Origin of the sequence: Streptomyces sp. NPDC102278, assembly GCF_044766345.1 — a bacterium.
Classification (GTDB): Bacteria; Actinomycetota; Actinomycetes; order Streptomycetales; family Streptomycetaceae; genus Streptomyces.
Genome location: NZ_JBIWLV010000009.1, coordinates 316,800 through 337,279, shown reverse-complemented (window position 1 = coordinate 337,279; position 20,480 = coordinate 316,800). Strand labels below are relative to the sequence as shown.

Below are 20,480 nucleotides of genomic sequence, written 5' to 3'. Positions count from 1 at the left end.
GGGGGGGGGGGGCGGGGGGGCGGGGGGCCCCCCCCCCCCCCCCGCCCCCCCCCCCCCGGGGGGGGGGGCCCCCCCGGGGTCCGGGGCGGTGCCCCAGGTAACCCCGGCTCCGCCGGGCACCGGGCTCCGCCCGGACCCGCGCCTCAAGTGCCGGCGAGGCTGGAGGTGGGCCCGCGCCTCGAACGCCGGCGAGGCTGGAGGTGGGCCCGCGCCTCGAACGCCGGCGAGGCTGGAGGTGGGCGACGGAGCCGGAGGCTAGAAGGCCGGGCGTTCCGGGTCGAGGGTGGCGCGGCCCTCGGTGGGGGAGGAGGCCTCGGCGAAGCGCCGCTGGGGGATGCGTCCCGCGCGACGGGCGAGCCGCCCCGCCGAGACGGCGTCCCGCATCGCCGCCGCCATCAGCGCGGGCGACTGCGCCCGGGTGACGGCCGACGCCAGCATGACGGCGGCGCACCCCAGCTCCATGGCCAGCGCCGCGTCCGAGGCCGTGCCGGCGCCCGCGTCCAGGATCACCGGAACCCCGGCCCGTTCCACGATCAGCTCGAAGTTGTGCGGGTTGCGGATGCCCATGCCGGAGCCGATGGGGGAGCCCAGCGGCATGATCGCCGCGCAGCCCACGTCCTCCAGCTTCCGCGCCAGCACCGGGTCGTCGTTGGTGTACGGGAGCACGGTGAAGCCCTCGTCCACCAGGGTCTCGGCGGCGTCGAGCAGTTCGACCCCGTCCGGGAGCAGGGTGCGCTCGTCGGCGACGACTTCGAGCTTGACCCAGTCCGTGCCGAGCGCCTCGCGGGCCAGCCGGGCGGTCAGCACGGCCTCGCCGGCCGTGAAGCAGCCCGCGGTGTTCGGCAGGACCGCGATGCCCAGCCGGGAGAGCACGGACAGGACCGAGCCCTGCACGGTCGGGTCCAGGCGGCGCATGGCCACGGTGGTCAGTTCCGTGCCGGAGGCGACCAGGGCGCGCTCCAGGACGTCCAGGCTGGGGGCGCCGCCCGTGCCCATGATCAGGCGGGAGGTGAAGGTCCGGCCGCCGAGGGTGAAGAGGTCGTCCGCCATCGCCGTCAGCCTCCCTGGACCGCGGTGAGGACCTCGACCCGGTCGCCTTCGCCGATCTCGGTGTGCGGCCACCGGCCGCGCGGCACCACGGTCTCGTTGAGCGCCGCCGCGACCCCCTTGTGGGCCCGGGTCAGGGTGGCGACCACCGCGTCGAGGGTGGTTCCGGCCGCGACCTCGCGCGGTTCGCCGTTGACGGAGATGGTCATGCGTACGACTCCTGACGTGCCTGGGTGAATCGGCGCGGGGTGAAGGGGCGGGCGACCTCCGGCATGGTGCCGGTGGCCAGCAGTTCCGCCATCACGTCCCCGGTGAGCGGGGTCAGCAGCACCCCGTTGCGGTAGTGCCCGGTGGCCAGGTGCAGGCCGGGCAGCTCGGTGGGCCCGAGCAGCGGGGCGTTGTCGGGGGAGGCCGGTCGCAGGCCGGCCCGGGTCTCGGTCAGCGGGAGTTCGGTGATGCCGGGCACGAGCTCGTGGGCGTCGCGCAGCAGCTCGTAGACCCCGCCGGCGGTGACGGTGGTGTCCCAGCCGAGTTCCTCGCTGGTGGCCCCGACGACGAGTTCGCCGTTCTCGCGCGGCACCAGGTAGACGTGGCTGCCTCGGACGACGGCCCGTACGGTCCGGGAGAGGAACGGCGCGTACGAGGCCGGCACCGTCAGTCGCAGCACCTGGCCCTTCACCGGCCGTACCGGGACCCGCACCTGCGGTGGCACGCCCGCCAAACGGCCGCTGAGCGAGCCCGCCGCGAGCACCACCTGGTCGGCGCGCAGCTCCGTACCGTCGTCGAGCACGGCCCCCGCGGCCCGGTCGTGCAGCACGGTCAACCGGTCGGCGTTGGCCCGGTGGACGCCCACCCCGGCCCGTTCGCAGGCGGCCAGCAGCGCGGCGGCGAGCCGGCGCGGGTCCACCTGGTGGTCCCCGTCGACGCGCAGGCCGCCCCGTACGCCCGGGGCCAGCATCGGTTCCAGGCGCCGGCACTCGCGGCCGGTCAACCACTGTGACTCCAGCCCGCAGCGACGCTGGAGCGCGTGCAGCTCGCGCAGGTGCAGGCGGTCGTCGGAGTCCAGGGCCACGGCGAGGGTGCCGCAGGCGCGGTAGCCGATCTCCAGCCCGCCGGCGGCCTCGGTGAGTTCGGCGGCGAACTCCGGATAGCGGGCGGCGGAGGCCACGTTGAGCCCGAGCAGGGTCTCCTCGCCGTAGTGCAGCTCGGTGACGGCGGCGAGCATCCCGGCCGCGACCTGGGCCGCGCCCCCGCCGGGGTTCGGATCGGCCAGTACGGTGCGCAGCCCGCGCCGGGCCGCCCGCCACGCGACGACCAGGCCGATGACGCCGCCGCCGATGACGAGGACGTCGTGGACGTCGTGACCCGCTTGTCGTGACGAGTGCGATGAACGTGCGGAGTGCGATGAACGCGATGAGTGCATGGGTGTCCAGCCCCTCCCTTCGCCGGCATGACCCGGATCAGGTTCGTACGGTCGGAGGCCGGTCAGCCTCCCTCTCAGCCCGGTGCGCCCGGACTCCCGCGATAGGTACGGTGGCCAGACTAACCCCGGGGCCGGTGCCGGGTAAGGCTGCCTCCCCGCCCGCCATTCCTGACGGAGCGTCAGAAGATTAGGGTGGGTGACGTGAGCGAGCAGACGGAACACACTCAGAGCGGCGTCGTCATCGTGGGCGCCGGAATGGCCGGCGTGCAGACCGCGGTGGCCCTGCGCGAACAGGGCTTCACCGGCCCCCTGACCCTGTTGGGCGCCGAACCCCACCAGCCCTACGACCGGCCCCCGCTCTCCAAGGCGGTCCTGCTGGGCAAGGCCGAGGACTCCGCGTTCGACGTGGACTTCGAGGGGCTCGACATCCGCCTTCGACTGGGGACCGAGGTCACCGGCCTGCGCGCGGGAGCGCGCGAACTCGACACGGAGGCCGGCCCGGTCCCCTACGAGGCCCTGGTCCTGGCGACCGGCGCCGAACCGCTGACCCTGCCCGGCTCCGAGGGAGTCCGGGGCGTCCACCTGCTGCGTACCCTCGACGACGCCGCGCGACTGCGCCCGGTCCTCGCCGCCGCGCCGGCCGTGGTCGTGGTCGGGGCCGGCTGGATCGGCGCGGAGTTCACCACCGCCGCCCGGGAGGCGGGCTGCGCCGTCACCGTCGTCGAGGCGGCGGACCGGGTCCTGGCGGGCGCCCTGCCCGAGGCGGTCGGGGAGGCGATGGGCCGCTGGTACGCGGAGGCGGGCGCGACCCTGCTGACCGGCGCGCGGGTGGCCTCGGTGGAGCCCGGCCGGGTCCTGCTGGCCGACGGCCGGGAACTGGCGGCGGGCGCGGTGATCGTGGGCATCGGGGCCCGCCCCGCCACCGCGTGGCTGGCGGACTCGGGGATCGACCTGGGACCCGACGGCTCGGTCACGGCGGACGCCTGGCTGCGGACCTCGCTGGAGGACGTGTACGCCGTGGGGGACTGCGCCTCGTTCCCCTCGGCCCGCTACGGGGCCAGGCTGCTGGTCCACCACTGGGACAACGCCCTCCAGGGCCCCAGGGTGGTCGCGGCCGACATCCTGAGCGGCGGAACGGACCGCGCCTACGATCCGGTGCCGTACTTCTGGTCGGAGCAGTTCGGGCGCTTCGTGCAGTACGCCGGGCACCACGACGCGGCGGACGAGACGGTGTGGCGGGGCGATCCGAGCGACCCGGCGTGGTCCGTCTGCTGGCTCCGCGACGGGATCCTGGTCGCCGTCCTTGCCGTGGGCCGTCCCCGCGACCTCGCCCAGGGCCGCCGCCTGATCGAATCCGGCGCGCCCCTGGATCCGACCAAGGTCGCCGACCCCGGCACCCCCCTGAAGTCCGCCGCGGCCTGAACCGGAGACGGACACGAGGCGCCGCCGATCCGAGCCGGGGCCGGGCGGCGCCTGCCCCGGCGCCCGGACGGACGGCCCGGGTACCGGCGGCCGGCCCGAGATGGCAGGCTTGTCCCCGTGACCGAGATTGACGCAAAGATCGATGCCCTTGTTCCCGCCTGGCTCTACCTCCCCGACATCGCGGAGATGCTCGACATCGAAGTGACCCGGGTCCGCCAGCTGGTCAAGGAAGGTCAGCTGCTCGCCGTGCGCCGCGGCGAGAACCGCTCCCTCCAGGTACCCGCCCCCTTCATCGACGGCGACAAGGTGGTCAAGGGCCTGGTCGGCCTGCTGACGGTGCTCCGCGACGACGGCTTCTCCGACGCGGAGATCCTGGAGTGGATGTTCACCCCGGACCCCACCCTGCCCGGCACCCCCGCGCAGGCGCTGAGCGAGAATCGCGGCACGGAGGTGAAGCGCCGCGCTCAGGCGCTCGCCCTCTGACCGGCTGATTCGCCGAACCAACCGGTGTACGGGCCGAGCGCGCGGGCCCGTACACCGCCACGACCACGGGGGGTACACCCATGCAGCAGCTGTCCGACGCCCGGCTCTACCTGTGCACGGACGCCCGCAAGCGACAGGGTGACCTCCCCGAGTTCCTCGACGCCGTCCTGGCCGGCGGGGTGGACATCGTCCAGCTCCGCGACAAGGGCATGGAGGCGGGGGAGGAACTGGAGCACCTCCAGGTCTTCGCCGAGGCTGCCCGCCGCCACGGCAGGCTGCTGGCGGTCAACGACCGCGCCGACGTCGCGCACGCCATCGGCTCCGACGTCCTACACCTCGGCCAGGGGGACATCCCCGTTCCCGCCGCCCGCGCGATCCTCGGCCCCGACGTCCTGATCGGCCGCTCCTGCCACTTTGAGTCGGAGGTCGACGCGGCCGTCGCCGAGCCCGGCGTGGACTACTTCTGCACCGGCCCCTGCTGGCCCACCCCCACCAAGCCCGGCCGGCACGCCCCCGGCCTCGACCTCGTGCGCCACGCCGCCTCCCTCACGCAGGACCGGCCCTGGTTCGCCATCGGCGGCATAGACGCCGGCAACCTGGACGAGGTCCTCGACGCCGGGGCCACCCGAGTCGTGGTCGTACGCGCCCTCACCGAGGCGTCCGATCCGGGGGCGGCCGCCGCCGAACTGGCCAAGCGGGTCCGCGCCCGTCTCGTGTAGCCGGGTGTCCAAAAACGTGTCCAATGGGCGGACAGCGCTTCGGCGTCCGCCGGCACGCGTCTAACCTGCCGGTATGGCCCTTGGCACCGCTTCCACCTGGTCGGACCGCGCACACACGGTCCGCGACCTCATCGCGTCCGGGCGCTCGTACTCCTTCGAGTTCTGGGCGCCCAAGACCGAGAAGGGCGAACGCAACCTCTGGAACGCGCTCCGCCGCATCGAGGCGGTGGGCCCCAGCTTCGTGTCCGTCACCTACGGGGCCGGCGGCTCCACGCGCGGAGGCACCGTACGGGCCACCGAGGCGATCGCCGCGAACACCACCCTCACCCCCGTCGCGCACCTCACCGCCGTGGACCAGTCCGTCGCGGAGCTGCGTCACGTCATCGGCCAGTTCGCCGACGCCGGCATCCGCAACATGCTCGCTTTGCGCGGGGACCCGCCGGGCGATCCCATGGCCGACTGGGTCAAGCACCCCGACGGCGTGGACTACGCGGCCGACCTGGTCCGGCTGCTCAAGGAGTCCGGCGACTTCTGCGTCGGCGTCGCGGCCTTCCCCGAGATGCACCCGCGTTCGGACGACTGGGACACGGACATCCGGCACTTCGTGGACAAGTGCCGCGCGGGCGCCGACTATGCGATCACCCAGATGTTCTTCGATCCGGAGAATTATCTGAGGCTCCGCGACAGCGTCGCGAAGGCGGGTTGTGAGACCCCGATCATCCCCGAGGTCATGCCTGTTGTGGGCATCAAGCAGTTGGACCGGCTGCCCCAGCTCAGTACCGCGGTCTTCCCCTCGGCGGTAAAAGACCGCATGCTCGCCGTCAAGGACGATCCGGCCGCTGTACGCTCCATTGGCATCGAGTTCGCCACGGAGTTCTGCGCGCGGCTGCTGTCCGAGGGTGTTCCGGGGCTGCACTTCATCACGCTGAACAACTCCACGGCGACTCTCGAAATCTACGAGAACCTGGGCCTGCACCAGCGGGCCTGAGCGGCCGTCCCCCGTTCCCGCGCCGGCGGCCGCACCGAGAGGGGCCACGCATGGGAATGACGGTCCTCTACACCGCGTTCGGTTTCGTCGCGTTGTGGCTGCTTGCCGAGGTCCTGATGCAGTACAAGGCCCGGCTCCGCTGGCGCCTGCTCGCCTTCGCCGGTTTCGCCGGCGTGGTCGCCGGGGTGGTGCTGCCGTCGGTGCTCGTCATCGCCGTCGGCGCGACCGCGTTCGCGATCGGCCAGACCCTGGTGACGCTCTCCTTCCGCAAGGGCTTCGTGGCCGGTTGGGCGCTGCGCCGGGCCGGAGAACCCGTACGGAAGCAGAGCGGCCGGCGCCGGGGCGCGGGCGGTGCGCGCCCCGAACGCCCGGCGCCCACGCTGGAGGTGACGGGGCTGGAGTACGACGACCGGACGGCCGCCGCCGGCCGCCGCGACGGCGCGGACGCCCCCGACGACTTCGACGACGCGGAAACGAACGTCTTCACCCCGCAGCCGGTCCCCGAGGACACCGGCTCGTACGGTATACAGAGCTTCGCCCCCCAGTACGGCGACCAGCGCGGGTACGCGGACCAGTCGGGGTACGCGGGCCAGTCGGGCCAGGCGGCCGAAACGGCCGCGTTCGCCTCGCCGTTCACCAACGGCGGGCAGGACGGCACGTACGCCCCGCAGTACGACGCGCAGCCCCAGGGCGGCTACGACTACTCCACCGGCTACCCGACGGGTGAGCAGCAGGTCTACGCGGCCTACTCGGACCCGTACATCGGCACCGGCGGCGGCGTCACCCCGTCCCAGACGCAGGACTACGCGCCCTACGCGGACTACAGCGGGCAGCAGTACTCGATGGACACCCCGCCCGGTGGGGTCTGGGTACCGCAGCAGCGGTCCACCGACGAGTACGCCCAGCAGCCCTACCCGACGGACGAGCAGTACCAGCAACAGCAGCAACAGCAGCAGCAGTACCCGTACCAGGGCGGCAGCGGCGAGTACGAGCAGTACCGCTACTGACCGGCCCGGCGCCCGGCCCGGTCAGCGGGAGCCGCGGAAGTCCGCGCCCTCCACGATGAGTCCGGCCACCAGGGCGCCGGTCATGCCCGCGTGGGGGAGTCCGCCGCCGGGGTGGGCCCAGCCGCCGGCGAGGTACAGCCCGGGCAGACCCGTGGTGTTCGCGGGGTGGAGCAGCCGGCCGCCGACTCCCGCGAGCGCGGGCGGCGGCACGGCCCCGTCCAGGGCGCCCGTCGCCCCGGCGATGTCGGCCGGGGTGCGCAGCTCGTGCCACAGCAGCCGCTCCCGCAGACCCGGCACGGCCGGGGCCGCCGCGGCGAGCAGGTCCTGCGCCGAAGGCGTCGTGCCGGGTTCCACCACCGCCTGGACGGTGACGGCCTCGTGTCCGGCGTCGGGCAGGGCGGCGGGGTCGTCGGGCCGAAGCACGGTCAGGTCCGCTCCGACCAGCGTGCGGTGCACGGCGTCGGCGGGTCGGGGCCCGCCGAGGGCCAGGAACAGGGTGTACCGGCCGGGGAGACCCGCCGGCGGGGCGGGAGCCGGGCCGGGCGCCGGCGGGATCGCGAGCGCCCTCGGATCGACCCCGCAGACCACGGCGTCGGCCTCCACGGTGTCGGCGCCCACCGCGCTCGTGCCGGCCAACGAGAGGCCGGCGGCCCGGCCGTCCCGTTCCACGACCCCCCGCACGTCCGCGTCGAAGACGAAGGTCACCTTCCGCTCCAGGCAGCGTTCGTACACGGCCGTGGCCAGCTCCCGGAGGCCACCGCGCACGTACCAGCTGCCGAAGGTCTGCTCCATGTACGGGAGGACCGCCGCCGAGGCGGGCGCGTCCGTCGGACGCAGGCCGTACGCGCGCACCCGCGCGGTCAGCAGTTCCCCGAGCGGCCCGCCCAGTTCCCGTTCGGCCACCTCGGCGAGGGTCGGCGGGCGCCGCCGCAGCAGGCCGCTCTTGCGCACCGCCGGGTAGGGGTCCGCGCCCAGCACCTGCCAGTCGGGGCGCAGCGGCTCCTCCAGCAGCGGGCGGCGGGTGGCGTTCCAGGCGTCGCGGGCGCGCCCGAGCACCCCGTTCCAGCGGTCCCCGGCGCCCGCGCCGAAGGTCTCGTCGAGAACGGCGGCGGCGCCCCCGCGGGAGGCGTTGGGAAGGGTGAGCGAGGTGCCGTCGGGCAGCAGGTGCCGGACGGCGGGGTCCACCTGGACGAGCGCGACGCACTCCTCCAGCGGCTTCCTGCCCGTCTTCACGAACAGGTCGCGGTAGACGGCGGGCAGGTGCAACAGCCCCGGGCCGGTGTCGAAGGCGAAACCGTCGCGCTCGTACCGACCCACGGCGCCGCCGTACGTGGAGCCGCGCTCGTACACCGTCACCCAGTGGCCCGCCACGGCCAGCCGGGCCGCCGTCGCCATCGCGCCCATCCCGGCGCCGATCACCGCAATTCGTGCCATGCGGCTGAGCCTATCGAGCGAACCGGGGGTCCGGGTCGGGGAGGTCGTACGAGGTCAGGGCGGGCGGCGGAGTCCGGTCGGCGCCGGCGCCGGGCGGTCAGCGGGGTGGCGCGCCGGAGGTGTGACGCACCTCGGCGGCCATCCGTTTCTCCTCGCGGCGTTGGGCCCGCCGCCGGCGGTAGCGGCGGATCCGGCTCCAGAGGAAGAACAGCATCGTCAGGCCCGCCGCCAGCAGCACGGCCGCGATGATCGCGGCGGCCTGGGGGTTGAACATGGCGAAGGTGACGATGCCGGCCACCCCGAGGTCCTCGGCGGTGCTGACGGCGATGTTGGTGAACGGTTCCGGCGAGGCGTTGACCGCCATCCGGGTGCCGGCCTTGACGAAGTGGCTGGCCAGCGCGGTGGAACCGCCGACGGCGCCGGCGGCGAGGTCGGGGAGCGAGCCGCTCTGCCCGGCCAGCAGGGCCCCGACCACCGCGCCCGCCACGGGGCGGATCACGGTGTGGAGGGTGTCCCACACCGAGTCCACGTAGGGGATCTTGTCGGCGACCGCCTCGCAGAGGAACAGCACACCGGCGACGATCAGGACGTCGGGGCGTTGCAACGACGCCGGGACCTCGTCCGTGAGCCCGGTCGCGCCGAAGAGGCCGAGCAGGAGGACCACGGCGTAGGCGTTGATCCCGCTGGCCCAGCCGCTGGTGAAGACCAGGGGCAGCACAGTCATTCGGTCATCATGCCGCAGGACGGGTGATCCGTCAGGGAGAAAGGCGAGGGGACGGCCGCCCGTCGGCGGCCGTCCCCTCGCTCATGTCCTGGGGGGCTACTGCCCCTGTTCGTCACGGCGGCGCTGCCACCGTTCCTCGATGCGGGTCATCATCGACCGACGCTGCCGGTTCCGGCCACGGGCCGAACCGCCTGCACTGTCGGAGACGGGCTGCTCGCCGGGCTTGGGTGCCTTGCGCCAACCGGTGACCACGAGAACCGTACAACCCAGCATGACGAGGAAGCCCACCACGCTGATCCACAGCACGTTCGGCACGATCACACCGGTCATGAGGAGCGCGATGCCCACCACAATGCCCGCGACTGCCTGGTAGACCCGTCGCCGGGTGTACGTGCGCAGTCCGCTTCCCTCAAGCGCTGTCGCGAACTTGGGATCTTCGGCGTACAGCGCTCGCTCCATCTGCTCGAGCATTCGCTGCTCGTGCTCCGAGAGCGGCACGGGAGTCCTCCTCATCCGTCGGTCGCGAAGGGTAGCGACCAGGGGTCCCCTTCAGGATAGGCGGGGAATCGCCCCCGTGATACCCGCCCTCTACGCCACGTTCGAAAAAAGCCCTGCGTACAAACCGTACCGTCGCCCGGGCGGTCACTGAGGCGCTTATTCCCCAATGGTCCGTCCGCCATGCCGGCCGGTGTCCTCGATCATACGGGGCCGGCGGCCGGTTCACAGGGTGTCCGCGCATCCGCGTGCGCGGACGCGCCGCAGATCAGGCGCTCTTCTCGCCCAGGACGTGCAACTGCGTGGCGACCGCGTGGAAGGCCGGCAGCTCGGCGGCGGCCTCCTCCAGACGCATCAGCGCCTCCACCGCGCCGGGCTCGGTGTCGACCAGGACGCCGGGCACGAGGTCCGTGAAGATCCGTACACCGTGCACCGCTCCGACCTCCAGGCCGGCTCCACCCACCAGCTCGGTGAGCTGCTCGGCGGTGAACCGGCGCGGGACCGGGTCGCCCGATCCCCAGCGGCCCGCCGGGTCGGTGAGCGCGGTACGGGCCTCGGTGAAGTGCCCCGCCAGCGCGCGGGCCAGCACGGCTCCGCCGAGTCCGGCGCCGAGCAGGCTCAGGATCCCGCCGGGGCGCAGGGCCGCGACCGCGTTGGCCACGCCCTCGGCCGGGTCGTCCACGTACTCCAGCACGCCGTGACACAGCACCACGTCGTACGCGTCCCGGTCGACGACGTCCAGCAGACCCTGGGCGTCGCCCTGGACCCCGCGCACCAGGTCGGCGACTCCGGCCTCGGAGACCCGACGCTCCAGCCCGAACAGCGCGTTCGGGCTGGGGTCGACCACGGTGACCCGGTGGCCCAGCCGGGCCACCGGGACGGCGAACTTGCCGGTGCCGCCGCCGGTGTCCAGCACGTCCAACACGTCCCGCCCGGTCGCCTTCACCCGGCGGTCGAGGGCCTCCTTGAGGACCTCCCACACCACGGCGGTGCGGAGGGAGGCACGGGGGCGGGAAGTGTCCGACACGGCTGATGGCTCCTCGGCGCGGTAAGGGTGAGCGGGCGTGCCCCACCCTATTGCCTCAGGCCGCCGACCAGCTCATCCCGCGTGCGGACGCTCAGGTCGGGGCTGCGGCAGGCCCTGCGTCGGGGTCACCGGTCGCAGGGACAGCATCCGCTCGACCAGGCGCAGGAACATCCCCACCTCGCGGACCAGGTCGTCCGCCTCCCGGCCGGTCGCGGCGTCCGGTATCCCGGCCTCGGCCCGGGCCCGGCGGTCGGCACCGGCGGCGAACAGGGCGCTCCACTCCGTCAACTCCGGCGCTATCTCCGGCAGCACCTCCCACGCGCTGCGGATCCGGGGCCGTCGGCGCGGGTTGGCCGGCTCGGGCCGCCCGCGCGCGGCCAGTACGGCCGCGGCCGCGCGCAGCGCCGCGAGGTGGGCGGTGGCGTAGCGCTCATTGGGCCGGGACAGCCCGACCGCCTCGGTCAGGCCGCGGTGGGCCTTGGCGAGCAGATCGAGGGCGGCCGGCGGTGCCGACGACTTCCTCGGGACGGGGTGGACAGGGGACGGGGACGGTGTGGCCATGACGAACCTCCTGTCGATGCGTGCTGCTTCTGATGCCGGGTACTCGGTCACTGCCTTTCGGGTACTGCCTGTTCGGGTACCGCCGTCGGGTGGTGCTGCCGTGCCGCCGCGTTGTCGCGCTGCGTGAGTCCATCGTGACGCCCGCCACTGACAATCACGGTGACCTGCACTTTTACCCCCGGTTGGGGATCTTCATCCCCCTCTGTGCAACCGGATCCCGCGGAACCTGCTAGTTTTTTGAACTGACCGGTCAGTTCAAAAGAAGGGGGGCGGCGTGGAGAGCTCACACGGGGCGGCCGTCAAGGCCGAGGACTTCGGACTCAAGGGCCCGCGCGGCTGGGTCTTCCGGGGCGTGGGGATCGACGCCGCGCCCGGCTCGCTCATCGCACTCGAAGGCCCCTCCGGCAGCGGCCGGACCTGCCTGCTGCTCGCCCTCACGGGTCGGATGAAGCCCTCCGAGGGCCACGCCGAGATCGGCGGGCACCGACTGCCGAAGAAGATGACCGCGGTGCGGCGGATCGCCGCCCTCGGGCACGTGCCCGGGGTCAACGACCTCGACGAGGCGCTCACCGTCGCCGAGCAACTGCGCGAGGGAGCCATGCTCCAGCGCCGTTACGAGGGTCCCGTGCGGGCCCTGCTGCGCCCGCGCGCGGAGCGCCGCGCCACCACCGCGACCCTGATCGAGCAGGCCCTCGCGGCCGCCGGGCTCGACCCGGCGACCCTGCCCAAGGGACCGCGCACCTCCGTACGCGACCTGGAGCGCCTGGAGGCCGTCCGGCTGTCCGTGGCCATCGCCCTGCTGGGCGGACCCCGACTGCTGGCCCTCGACGACACCGACCTGAAGCTATCGACCGCCGAGCGCGCCGAACTGTGGGCGCTGCTCCGCTCGATCGCCGACCGGGGGATCACCGTCATCGCGGTGTGCGACGAGGCGCCTGAGGGGGTCCTGGTGCTGCGCACGGTCCAGGCCGCGACCGAGCCCCCCGCCGAACCCGACCCGGACCCCGAACCCGACCCGGACCCCGAACCCGACCCGGACCCCGAACCCGAGCCGGACCCCGAGGCCAAGCCCGAGCCCGAGGCAGAGGCCAAGCCCGAGTCCGAGGCCGAGGTCAAGCCCGACACCGACACCGGCGACACCGACACCGCCGACACCGCCGACACCGACGACGACACGAAGGGGGCGGACGATGCGCTCGCCGAAGCTCGCCGCGCTTGAGCTGAAGCGGTTCGGGCGGGGGAAGCTGCCCCGGGCCGCCCTCGTCGCGCTGCTCCTGCTGCCGCTGCTCTACGGGGCCCTGTACCTCTGGTCCTTCTGGAACCCCTACGGCAACCTGAACAAGGTTCCCGTGGCCCTCGTCAACTCCGACCGCGGCGCGACCGTGGACGGCAAGCGCCTCGCCGCGGGCGACGAGATCACCAGGAAGCTGCGCGACAGCAAGACCTTCGACTGGCGCGAGGTCGACGCCGACGAGGCGGCCGAGGGCCTGGAGGAGGGGAAGTACTACCTGTCCCTGACCATGCCCGCCGACTTCAGCGCGAAGATCGCCTCCAGTTCCGGCGCGGACCCCGCCACCGGGGCGCTCCAGGTCCGCACGAACGACGCGAACAACTACATCGTCGGCTCGATCTCCAAGACCGTCTTCTCCGAGGTCCGTTCCGCCGCGTCCTCCAACGCCTCCCGCGGCTTCCTCGACAAGATCTTCGTCAACTTCTCCGACCTGCACGACAAGACCGCCGAGGCCGCCGACGGCGCCGACAAGCTCAAGGACGGCGCCGGCAAGGCCAAGCAGGGCGCCAAGGACCTCGCCGACGGCCTCGACACGGCCAAGGAGAAGACGGGCGAGCTCAACGGCGGGCTGAGGAAGCTGAACACGGCCGCCGGGCAGTTGGAGACCGGGTCCAAGGACCTCGCCGCCGGCACCCAGACCCTCGCCGACAAGGTCAACGGGGCCGCCGCCAAGGCCAAGCCCTTCGTCAGCGACCCGAAGTCCCTGGCCGCCACCGCCGAACTCGTCGCGGACACCGCCCAGGTGGTCAACAAGCACCTGGACTCCTTCGCCAAGAACGCCCCGGCCGCCGCCGCCGTCACCCGGCGGGCCGCGACCGGTGCGGACAAGTACTACACCGCCCACTGCGTCACCCCGGGCGCCGAACCGCACCTGGCCTCCTGCCCGGACCTGAAGCGGGTCAAGGACGACATCGCCGAGGGCGCCGTGCTGGCCGGTGACGTCAACGACGTCGTCAAGGCCTCCGGCACCGACCTGGGCAAGCTCCGCGGTCAGCTGACCGACCTGGAGGACAAGGCCCGCGAGCTGGCCGACAAGGCCCCCGGCCTCTCCTCCGACCTCGACGCGGCCGTCGCCAAGGTCAACGCCCTGAACACCGGCGCCCAGAAGGTCGCCTCCGGCATGGCGCAGCTGCACACCGGCCTGGGCACCGCCTTCACCGGCTCCGGCGCCCTGACCGAGGGCGTGGGCAAGCTCGGGGACGGCGCGCACACCCTCGACAGCGGCATGTACAAGCTGGTCGACGGCAGCGGCGAGCTCGCCGGCGGCCTGCACGACGGCGCCGGCAAGATCCCGGACTACGACCAGCAGGCGCGCGACGCCCGCACCCAGGTCATGGCCGACCCCATCCGGCTCGCCAACCAGTCCCTGCACAAGGCGCCCAACTACGGCACCGGCTTCGCCCCGTACTTCATCCCGCTCTCCCTGTGGGTCGGCGCGATGGTCGCCTACATGCTGATCGCCCCGCTGAACCGGCGGGCCCTGGCCGCCGGCGCCTCGTCCTGGCGGGTCGCCCTCGCGGGCTGGCTGCCCGTGGCCGGCATCGGCTTCGCACAGGTCGCCCTGCTGATGTCGGTGCTCCACTGGGCCCCGGGCCTCGGCCTGGAGATGGCCCGGCCCGCGCTGACCATCGCCTTCCTGATGCTGGTCACCGGCTGCTTCGCGGCGATCGTCCAGTGGCTCAACGCCAAGTTCGGGGCGGCCGGACGCATCCTGGTCCTCGCCGTCCTGATGCTCCAGCTGACCTCGGCGGGCGGCACGTACCCCGTTCAGACCAGCCCGGCCTTCTTCAACTGGGTCCACCCGTACCTGCCCATGTCGTACGTCGTCGAGGGTCTGCGCCGCCTCATCACCGGCGGTGACCTCGCCCCGGTGTGGCGGGGTTCCCTGGTCCTGCTGGCCTTCACGATCGGAGCCCTGGCCCTGACGGCGCTCGCCGCCCGCGGCAAGCAGGTGTGGACGATGAGTCGACTGCACCCGGAACTGAGCCTGTAGAGAGCTGTTGACCTGTGAGAATCAGCGCCATGGAAAGCAGCAGCACCGGTACGGCCGCCGGCGGCGGTCGACGTCAGGCCACCCGGCAGAAGCTCTACGAGGCGGCCGTCACCCTCATCGCCGAACAGGGCTTCTCCGCGACCACGGTCGACGAGATCGCCGAACGGGCGGGCGTGGCCAAGGGCACCGTCTACTACAACTTCGCGAGCAAGAACGACCTCTTCGAGGAGCTGCTGCGGCACGGGGTGGGGCTGTTGACCGTCTCCCTGCGCACGGCGGCCGAGGAGACGGAGGCGCGGGGCGGCACCCGGATCGAGGCGCTCGACGCGATGATCCGCGCGGGCCTGGTCTTCATCGACCGGTACCCGGCCTTCACCCAGCTGTACGTCGCCGAGCTCTGGCGGACCAACCGCACCTGGCAGTCCACGCTGATGGTGGTCCGGCGCGAGGCGGTGGCGGTGGTCGAGGACGTGCTGCGGGAGGGGGTCGAGCGGGGCGAACTCAGCGCCGAGATCGACGTTCCGCTCACGGCGGCGGCGATGGTGGGCATGGTGCTGGTGGCCGCGCTGGACTGGCAGTCCTTCCAGAGCGAGCGGTCCCTGGACGACGTCCACTCGGCCCTGTCGCTGCTGCTGCGGGGCCGGGTGAGCGGCAGCCGCTGACCCCCGGTCGGCGGTGCCGCCCGGGAACGGACCCGGCGTAGAACTGAGTATCCGTACCCAGACCTCCGGATGAGTACGAGTACGGATGGGTTCCCGGCTGCGCGCACAGCAGACTGGGGGCACGGACCGGGCGCCCGGTCCCGCACCGCGGACACGGGGCCGCGGAGCGGGACCGGGCCCTCGTTCCGCGCCGGGAGGAGCACGGGGGACCCGGCGCGACACGAACGCCGGTGCGGCGGGGCTCGGGGGGAACGAGCCCCGCCGCACCGGCGTTCTCGCGTACCCGGGCCCGGAGCCGACCCCGAGGGGTCGGCGGCCGGGTCAGCCCCGGTCGCGCAGCGGGAGCCGGATCCGACCGGAGAGCGCGGCGCCCCGGGCGGTCACGCCCGACCAGCGGGTCGAGGCGGCCCAGGAGAGCCGGACCAGGGACCGGGGCAGCAGCAGGGCCCGTACGCGGGTGCTCCGCGAGACGCTCGCCAGCAGCGCCGAGTGCGCCAGGAGGACGTCGTCCGCCATGCCCTCGTACGCGGTGTCCGCGCCCGGCGGGGCGTACAGGGCCCGTTCCACCGCGCCCGCGACCCGGTGCACGGCCTGCGCCGGCGCGTCCTCCAGCCGACCCAGGACGACCACCCGCCCCGCCGCCCGGCGGGGGGACAGGGCCTCGTCCGGCGGGATGTTCACGTCCCAGGCCGCGTCGCCCAACTCGCGCCAGGCGAGCAGCACGTCGCCGGCCGCCAGCCGCCGCGCCCGGATCCCGCGCCGCCACAACAGGGGGAGCAGGGGCAGCCCCAGGACGAGGATCCCCGCGCCGGTCCAGCCCAGGACGGACAGGAGCGTCACGCCGTCGCCGGCGTCCCCGCCCGGCGCCGGCACGGGCCCGCCGCACTCGCCGAGCTTCTTCAGTTCCGGCGGGCAGTCCTGCGCCTTCGACGGGGCCGACGACGGGGCGGACGCGCCCGGCGAGGGCAGCGCCGCCGGGGCGGACGGCTGCGCGGTCGGCGTCGCGGCCCGGCTGTAGTCCGGTACCGAGATGCCGGACCGGGGGGTCGGCTCGAACCGGGTCCAGCCCACGCCCTCGAAGTACAGCTCGGGCCACGCGTGCGCGTCCCGCAGGGACACGTTCACGCTGCCGTCGGCCTGCCTGGTGCCGGGGGTGAACCCGACCGCCACCCGCGCCGGGATGTTCAGCGAGCGGGCCATCGCCGCCATCGAGAACGAGAAGTGGACGCAGAAGCCCTCCTTGTCGTTCAGGAACCGGGCGATGGCCTGCGAACCCGAACCGGAGCTGACCGTGGTGTCGTAGCGGAACCCGCCGTTCACCGCGAAGAAGTCCTGGAGCTTCACGGCCCGCGTGTAGTCGTCCGTCGCACCCCGGGTGACCCGCCGGGCCGTCTCGGCGACGACCGGCGGCAGGTTGTCCGGCAGCTTCGTGTACTCGGACCGGACCTCGGGGTCCGGCGCGGGGGCCTCGCGCAACCGCGAGGCCGTCGGCCGGAGCAGCAGGCTGCGCACCGTGTACTGGGCGCCCTGCACGTTCTGGAAGCGGTCCTTGCCCAACTGGTCCCCGACCAGGGTCCGGCCGGCCGGTTCGAACCGCCACTTCCCGCCGATGTCCACCCGCGTCGCCGGGTACGGCATCGGCAGGTAGCGCTGCGCGTACGTCTGGGCCGCCGAGACGGTCGTCCGGACCTCCGCCGCGTCCTGCTCCACCGGACCGCCGAGACCCTGCGGCGTCGGCAACCGCTCCGGCACGTCCGTCAGGGGGCGCCCGGAGGCCTCCCACTTGACCCCGTTGAACTCGTCGAGCGCCAGGATCCGCAGGTACTGCTCGGACTGCTGCGGGCTGTCCGTCCGGTACCGCAGCACCACCCGGTTGTCCTGCGCGTTCAGGCTGCCCTGCAGCGACACCAGCGGGTTGACCGCCGAGATCGTCCCGCCGCCCGCGCCGCTGCCCGCACCACCGTCGTCCCCGGCCCCGACCATGCCGCCGCCGAGCGACGGCAGCACCGCCGGCACGGCCAGTGCCAGACCCAGCGTGACCACACCGATCCGCCGGCCGGTGCGCACGGGGGCCACCGCCCGGGTGCCGTCCTTGCCGCCGCCGTAACCGGAAGCGGCCGAGACGCGCCCGTCCGGCGCCGCGCCGAAGACCCGACCCCACTGCGCGAGCCGGTCCCGGCCCTCGGTCAGCAGCAGCATCAGGAAGCCGCAGCCCGCCAGCAGGAAGGAGAACCAGGCGCCGCCCTGTCCGGCCGACAGCCCGGCGGCCACCGAGTACAGCGCCAGCAGCGGCAGCCCGGCCGCCGCGGCCGTCCGCATCGTGACGGCCAGCATGTCCACCAGCAGCCCGATCAGCAGCACCCCGGAGAGCAGCAGCAACCGGATGCCGTCCGTCAGCGGCGCCGGTATGGCGAACTCGCCGACGTCGCGCACGCCCTGCTGGAACAACGACCCGAAGTCCGTGACCAGGTAGCCCAGCAGCCCGCCTGAGGGGGTCTCGGCCTTCCCCGCGAAGAGGAACGCGAGCAGCAGCAGTGTCACCAGGAGCTGCGCCGCCACCGTCAGCGACCGCGCCAGCGGGATCCGCCGGGCCCCGGCCCCCACGGCGCTCTGCACGCCGAGCAGCACCGCGGCCTGCACCAGCCAGCCGGAGGACTCCACCAGCGGGGCCAGTGACCAGGAGGTCAGCAGTGTGGCCAGCATCGCGAAGAGCGTCAGTCGCGCGCGCCCGCTCATCCCCAACCTCCGGAAGTCGCCGTGCCGAGCGGGGCGTTGCCGGCCTGCCGCCACAGATCGCCGAAGGCCACCCCGGGTGGGGCGGCCAGTGCCGTCCAGCCCGCGTCGCGCAGCCGGCCCAGCCGTGTCTCCACCCGCGTGGGCCCGCCCGTCCAGGCCGCGGAGTCCAGTACGAACGCCACCGCGCCCCCGCTGCGCTGCCGCATCCTGCTCGCCATCTCGGTCTGTACGTCGTCCAGGTCGCCCAGGAAGGCGACGAGGAGCCCGTCGGAGCCACCGCCGCCGAAGCCGCCACCCGCCCCGCCGCCGCGGAGCGCGTCGTGGGCCTTGGACAGCCCGCTCTCGTCGGAGTGCCCGACGACCGCGAGGGTGTCCAGCATCAGCCCGGCCGCCTCGGCGGGATCGTGCCCGCCGGAGGAGAATCCGCCGCCGGCGTCACCGGGGACCGAGGTGCCGTTGTCGGTCAGCAGCCGTACCGAGAACCCCTGCTCCAGCAGGTGCACCAGGGTGGAGGCGGCCGCCGACACGGCCCACTCGAAGGCGGAGTCCGGGCCGGCGCCCCGATAGGCGTCCGCCCGGGTGTCCAGCAGGACGGTGGCCTTCGTGCGCTGGGGCTGCTCCTCGCGGCGCACCATCAGCTCGCCGTAGCGGGCGGTGGAGCGCCAGTGCACCCGACGCAGGTCGTCGCCGCGCCGGTACTCGCGCGGGATCACGTCGTCGTCCCCGGCCAGGGCCAGGGAACGCCGGCTGCCGTCACCGTGGCCGTTGGCCTCGCCGGTCAGTCGGACCGCGGGCAGGGCCTCGGTGCGCGGGATGACGGTGAGGGTGTCGTAGGTGCTGAAGGAACGGGTCAGCTCGACCATCCCGAAGGGGTCGGTCAGCCGGAGCTGGAGCGGACCCAGCGGGTAGCGGCCGCGCAGGTCGGAGCGGACCCGGTAGGACACCTCGCGGCGCCCGCCGGGCTCGACCCGGTCCAGTACGAAGCGGGGCCGCGGCCCCAGCACGTACGGAACCCGGTCCTGGAGCATCAGCAGCCCCGTGGGCATCCTGGAGGTGTTGTCCATGCGCAGCCGTACCCGGGCCTCACCGCCCGCGGGCACCCGGCCCGGGGTCAGCCGGCGGCTGCCGGAGACCCGGTGGCGGGTGCGGTGCAGGGCGAGGACGCAGATCAGGGGGAGCAGGGCCAGCAGCAGTCCCACCCGCAGCAGTTCGCCCTGCCCGAGTACGTACGCGCAGGCGGCGGCCGCGATCCCGGCGGCCAGGAACGAGCGGCCGCGCGTGGTCAGCCCCGACAGCGAGGCGCGCAGGCCCGCCCCGCCCCCTCCGGCGCCACCGGCGCCGTCCGGGGCACCGGTGCTCATCAGAAGCCCCGGATGCCCGCGCCGGGCGGCATCTCGCCGCGGGCGTGCGCGGCCGGCACGGGGGTGCGCTGCAGGATGTCGGCGACGACCTGCTCGGCGGTCCGCCGGCTCAGCTGGGCCTGCGCGGTCGGCAGCAGCCGGTGCGCGAGGACGGGGGCGGCCAGCGCCTGGACGTCGTCGGGCAGGACGTAGTCCCGGCCGGCCAGCGCGGCGGACGCCTTCACGGCGCGCAGCAGGTGCAGGGTGGCGCGGGGCGAGGCGCCCAGGCGCAGGTCCGGGTGGCTGCGGGTGGCGGAGACCAGGTCGACCACGTAGCGGCGCACGGGCTCGGCCACGTACACCTCGCGGACGGCCTCTATCAGCTTGACGATGTCGTGGGCGTGCGCGACGGCCTGGAGGTCGTCCAGCGGGGAGAGCCCGCCGTGCACGTCCAGCATCTGGAGCTCGGCCTCCGGGCTGGGATAGCCGACCGAGACGCGGGCCATGAAACGGTCGCGCTGGGCCTCGGGGAGGGGGTAGGTGCCCTCCATCTCCACCGGGTTCTGGGTGGCGACCACCATGAAGGGGCTCGGCAGCGTGTAGGTCGTGCCGTCGATGGTGACCTGGCGCTCCTCCATCGACTCCAGCAGCGCGGACTGGGTCTTGGGGGAGGCGCGGTTGATCTCGTCGCCGATGACGATCTGGGCGAAGATCGCGCCGGGCTTGAACTCGAACTCGCGGCGCTGCTGGTCGTAGATGCTGACACCGGTGATGTCGGACGGCAGCAGGTCCGGCGTGAACTGGATGCGCTGCACCGAGCAGTCGATGGACTTGGCGAGCGTCTTGGCCAGCATGGTCTTGCCGACGCCGGGCACGTCCTCGATCAGCAGGTGCCCCTCCGCGAGCAGGACGGTCAGCGCGAGGCGGACGACCTCTGGTTTGCCCTCGATCACGCTCTCGACCGAGTGGCGGACCCGCTCCGCAGTGCTGGTCAGATCCGCGAGGCTCGCTCGGTCGTCATACGTGGTCACCTGGTTCTCCTCGGCCCTTTCTCCGGGCCGATCACGCTCTTGACGCATGAACCGGCCCACCCCGACACCTCTGAATCGCGAGAGTGCGGACGCCGGC

19 protein-coding genes and 1 riboswitch are annotated in these 20,480 nt (G+C 73.6%); of the genes, 8 read left to right on the top strand and 11 right to left on the bottom strand.

Going from position 1 to position 20,480, the window contains the following annotated elements; translation table 11 throughout:
- Positions 1 to 255: 255 nt before the first annotated feature.
- From ACIRO3_RS23140 to thiO, 3 genes are all read right to left on the bottom strand, one after another.
- On the bottom strand, positions 256 to 1,050 hold the full coding sequence (locus tag ACIRO3_RS23140) for a thiazole synthase (protein WP_366000559.1): 795 nt from the start codon (positions 1,048 to 1,050) through the stop codon (positions 256 to 258).
- A 5-nt stretch (positions 1,051 to 1,055) separates the two neighbouring features.
- Positions 1,056 to 1,256 (bottom strand): sulfur carrier protein ThiS, encoded by a 201-nt coding sequence (thiS, locus tag ACIRO3_RS23135; protein WP_361974150.1) that lies wholly within the window; start codon positions 1,254 to 1,256, stop codon positions 1,056 to 1,058.
- Entirely contained in the window at positions 1,253 to 2,470 is a 1,218-nt protein-coding gene (gene thiO, locus ACIRO3_RS23130; protein WP_404139616.1) for a glycine oxidase ThiO, read from the bottom strand. The genes thiS and thiO overlap by 4 nt, the downstream gene beginning before the upstream one ends.
- A riboswitch (TPP riboswitch) is annotated at positions 2,468 to 2,580 on the bottom strand. Its footprint overlaps the gene before it by 3 nt.
- A 91-nt stretch (positions 2,581 to 2,671) precedes the next feature.
- On the opposite strand from thiO, the gene ACIRO3_RS23125 reads away from it, so the two are divergent.
- The 5 genes from ACIRO3_RS23125 (at position 2,672) to ACIRO3_RS23105 (ending at position 7,089) form a co-directional block, all read left to right on the top strand.
- The gene (locus ACIRO3_RS23125; RefSeq protein ID WP_404139613.1) at positions 2,672 to 3,892 is read left to right on the top strand and encodes an NAD(P)/FAD-dependent oxidoreductase; all 1,221 of its coding nucleotides are present in this window, start codon (positions 2,672 to 2,674) and stop codon (positions 3,890 to 3,892) included.
- A 117-nt stretch (positions 3,893 to 4,009) separates the two neighbouring features.
- Positions 4,010 to 4,375 (top strand): Rv2175c family DNA-binding protein, encoded by a 366-nt coding sequence (locus ACIRO3_RS23120; RefSeq protein ID WP_361774014.1) that lies wholly within the window; start codon positions 4,010 to 4,012, stop codon positions 4,373 to 4,375.
- Between the two features lie 80 nt (positions 4,376 to 4,455).
- Positions 4,456 to 5,094 carry a thiamine phosphate synthase gene (gene thiE, locus ACIRO3_RS23115; RefSeq protein WP_404139611.1) on the top strand — a complete coding sequence of 213 codons (639 nt, stop codon included), beginning with the start codon at positions 4,456 to 4,458 and terminating at the stop codon, positions 5,092 to 5,094.
- Positions 5,095 to 5,167: 73 nt separating this feature from the next.
- On the top strand, positions 5,168 to 6,082 hold the full coding sequence (gene metF, locus ACIRO3_RS23110) for a methylenetetrahydrofolate reductase [NAD(P)H] (protein WP_404139608.1): 915 nt from the start codon (positions 5,168 to 5,170) through the stop codon (positions 6,080 to 6,082).
- A 50-nt stretch (positions 6,083 to 6,132) separates the two neighbouring features.
- Positions 6,133 to 7,089, top strand: coding sequence for a hypothetical protein (locus ACIRO3_RS23105; RefSeq protein WP_404139606.1), 957 nt, complete (start codon positions 6,133 to 6,135; stop codon positions 7,087 to 7,089).
- Between the two features lie 21 nt (positions 7,090 to 7,110).
- Here the strand turns inward: ACIRO3_RS23105 and ACIRO3_RS23100 are convergent, their stop codons facing one another.
- The 5 genes from ACIRO3_RS23100 to ACIRO3_RS23080 form a co-directional block, all read right to left on the bottom strand.
- Positions 7,111 to 8,523, bottom strand: a complete 1,413-nt coding sequence (locus ACIRO3_RS23100; RefSeq protein ID WP_404139603.1) for a phytoene desaturase family protein — start codon at positions 8,521 to 8,523, stop codon at positions 7,111 to 7,113.
- A gap of 97 nt (positions 8,524 to 8,620) precedes the next feature.
- Positions 8,621 to 9,247 carry a DUF4126 domain-containing protein gene (locus tag ACIRO3_RS23095; RefSeq protein ID WP_404139601.1) on the bottom strand — a complete coding sequence of 209 codons (627 nt, stop codon included), beginning with the start codon at positions 9,245 to 9,247 and terminating at the stop codon, positions 8,621 to 8,623.
- A 96-nt stretch (positions 9,248 to 9,343) separates the two neighbouring features.
- Complete coding sequence (locus ACIRO3_RS23090; RefSeq protein ID WP_053676024.1) at positions 9,344 to 9,745, bottom strand: DUF3040 domain-containing protein; 402 nt, start codon at positions 9,743 to 9,745, stop codon at positions 9,344 to 9,346.
- A 265-nt stretch (positions 9,746 to 10,010) separates the two neighbouring features.
- Positions 10,011 to 10,769, bottom strand: a complete 759-nt coding sequence (locus ACIRO3_RS23085) for a methyltransferase (RefSeq protein ID WP_361773995.1) — start codon at positions 10,767 to 10,769, stop codon at positions 10,011 to 10,013.
- Positions 10,770 to 10,841: 72 nt separating this feature from the next.
- Complete coding sequence (locus tag ACIRO3_RS23080; protein ID WP_404139597.1) at positions 10,842 to 11,330, bottom strand: SAV_6107 family HEPN domain-containing protein; 489 nt, start codon at positions 11,328 to 11,330, stop codon at positions 10,842 to 10,844.
- A gap of 274 nt (positions 11,331 to 11,604) precedes the next feature.
- On the opposite strand from ACIRO3_RS23080, the gene ACIRO3_RS23075 reads away from it, so the two are divergent.
- From ACIRO3_RS23075 to ACIRO3_RS23065, 3 genes are read left to right on the top strand one after another with little or no spacing between them, the layout of a single operon-like run.
- A complete protein-coding gene (locus ACIRO3_RS23075; protein WP_404139594.1) occupies positions 11,605 to 12,549 on the top strand; it encodes an ATP-binding cassette domain-containing protein in 945 nt (314 codons plus the stop codon).
- The gene (locus ACIRO3_RS23070) at positions 12,521 to 14,614 is read left to right on the top strand and encodes a YhgE/Pip family protein (protein WP_404139592.1); all 2,094 of its coding nucleotides are present in this window, start codon (positions 12,521 to 12,523) and stop codon (positions 14,612 to 14,614) included. Before ACIRO3_RS23075 ends, ACIRO3_RS23070 begins: the two co-directional genes overlap by 29 nt.
- Before the next feature lie 29 nt (positions 14,615 to 14,643).
- Complete coding sequence (locus tag ACIRO3_RS23065) at positions 14,644 to 15,276, top strand: TetR/AcrR family transcriptional regulator (RefSeq protein WP_053676019.1); 633 nt, start codon at positions 14,644 to 14,646, stop codon at positions 15,274 to 15,276.
- 321 nt (positions 15,277 to 15,597) lie between these two features.
- Here ACIRO3_RS23065 and ACIRO3_RS23060 read toward each other — a convergent pair whose 3' ends face one another.
- Genes ACIRO3_RS23060 through ACIRO3_RS23050 form a run of 3 tightly spaced genes read right to left on the bottom strand, consistent with a single transcriptional unit; the run spans position 15,598 to position 20,383 of the window.
- Entirely contained in the window at positions 15,598 to 18,012 is a 2,415-nt protein-coding gene (locus ACIRO3_RS23060) for a transglutaminaseTgpA domain-containing protein (RefSeq protein ID WP_404139589.1), read from the bottom strand.
- On the bottom strand, positions 18,009 to 19,373 hold the full coding sequence (locus tag ACIRO3_RS23055) for a DUF58 domain-containing protein (RefSeq protein ID WP_404139586.1): 1,365 nt from the start codon (positions 19,371 to 19,373) through the stop codon (positions 18,009 to 18,011). The genes ACIRO3_RS23060 and ACIRO3_RS23055 overlap by 4 nt, the downstream gene beginning before the upstream one ends.
- The gene (locus ACIRO3_RS23050) at positions 19,373 to 20,383 is read right to left on the bottom strand and encodes a MoxR family ATPase (protein ID WP_361773976.1); all 1,011 of its coding nucleotides are present in this window, start codon (positions 20,381 to 20,383) and stop codon (positions 19,373 to 19,375) included. The genes ACIRO3_RS23055 and ACIRO3_RS23050 overlap by 1 nt, the downstream gene beginning before the upstream one ends.
- Between the last annotated feature and the right edge of the window lie 97 nt (positions 20,384 to 20,480).

Excerpts from the sequence above, each read along its gene's own strand:
- ACIRO3_RS23140 (WP_366000559.1), bottom strand. The coding sequence starts at position 1,050 with ATGGCGGACGACCTCTTCACCCTCGGCGGCCGGACCTTCACCTCCCGC.
- thiS (WP_361974150.1), bottom strand. The coding sequence starts at position 1,256 with ATGACCATCTCCGTCAACGGCGAACCGCGCGAGGTCGCGGCCGGAACC.
- thiO (WP_404139616.1), bottom strand. The coding sequence starts at position 2,470 with ATGCACTCATCGCGTTCATCGCACTCCGCACGTTCATCGCACTCGTCA.
- thiE (WP_404139611.1), top strand. The coding sequence starts at position 4,456 with ATGCAGCAGCTGTCCGACGCCCGGCTCTACCTGTGCACGGACGCCCGC.
- metF (WP_404139608.1), top strand. The coding sequence starts at position 5,168 with ATGGCCCTTGGCACCGCTTCCACCTGGTCGGACCGCGCACACACGGTC.
- ACIRO3_RS23105 (WP_404139606.1), top strand. The coding sequence starts at position 6,133 with ATGGGAATGACGGTCCTCTACACCGCGTTCGGTTTCGTCGCGTTGTGG.
- ACIRO3_RS23100 (WP_404139603.1), bottom strand. The coding sequence starts at position 8,523 with ATGGCACGAATTGCGGTGATCGGCGCCGGGATGGGCGCGATGGCGACG.
- ACIRO3_RS23095 (WP_404139601.1), bottom strand. The coding sequence starts at position 9,247 with ATGACTGTGCTGCCCCTGGTCTTCACCAGCGGCTGGGCCAGCGGGATC.
- ACIRO3_RS23080 (WP_404139597.1), bottom strand. The coding sequence starts at position 11,330 with ATGGCCACACCGTCCCCGTCCCCTGTCCACCCCGTCCCGAGGAAGTCG.
- ACIRO3_RS23070 (WP_404139592.1), top strand. The coding sequence starts at position 12,521 with ATGCGCTCGCCGAAGCTCGCCGCGCTTGAGCTGAAGCGGTTCGGGCGG.
- ACIRO3_RS23065 (WP_053676019.1), top strand. The coding sequence starts at position 14,644 with ATGGAAAGCAGCAGCACCGGTACGGCCGCCGGCGGCGGTCGACGTCAG.
- ACIRO3_RS23060 (WP_404139589.1), bottom strand. The coding sequence starts at position 18,012 with ATGAGCGGGCGCGCGCGACTGACGCTCTTCGCGATGCTGGCCACACTG.
- ACIRO3_RS23055 (WP_404139586.1), bottom strand. The coding sequence starts at position 19,373 with ATGAGCACCGGTGCCCCGGACGGCGCCGGTGGCGCCGGAGGGGGCGGG.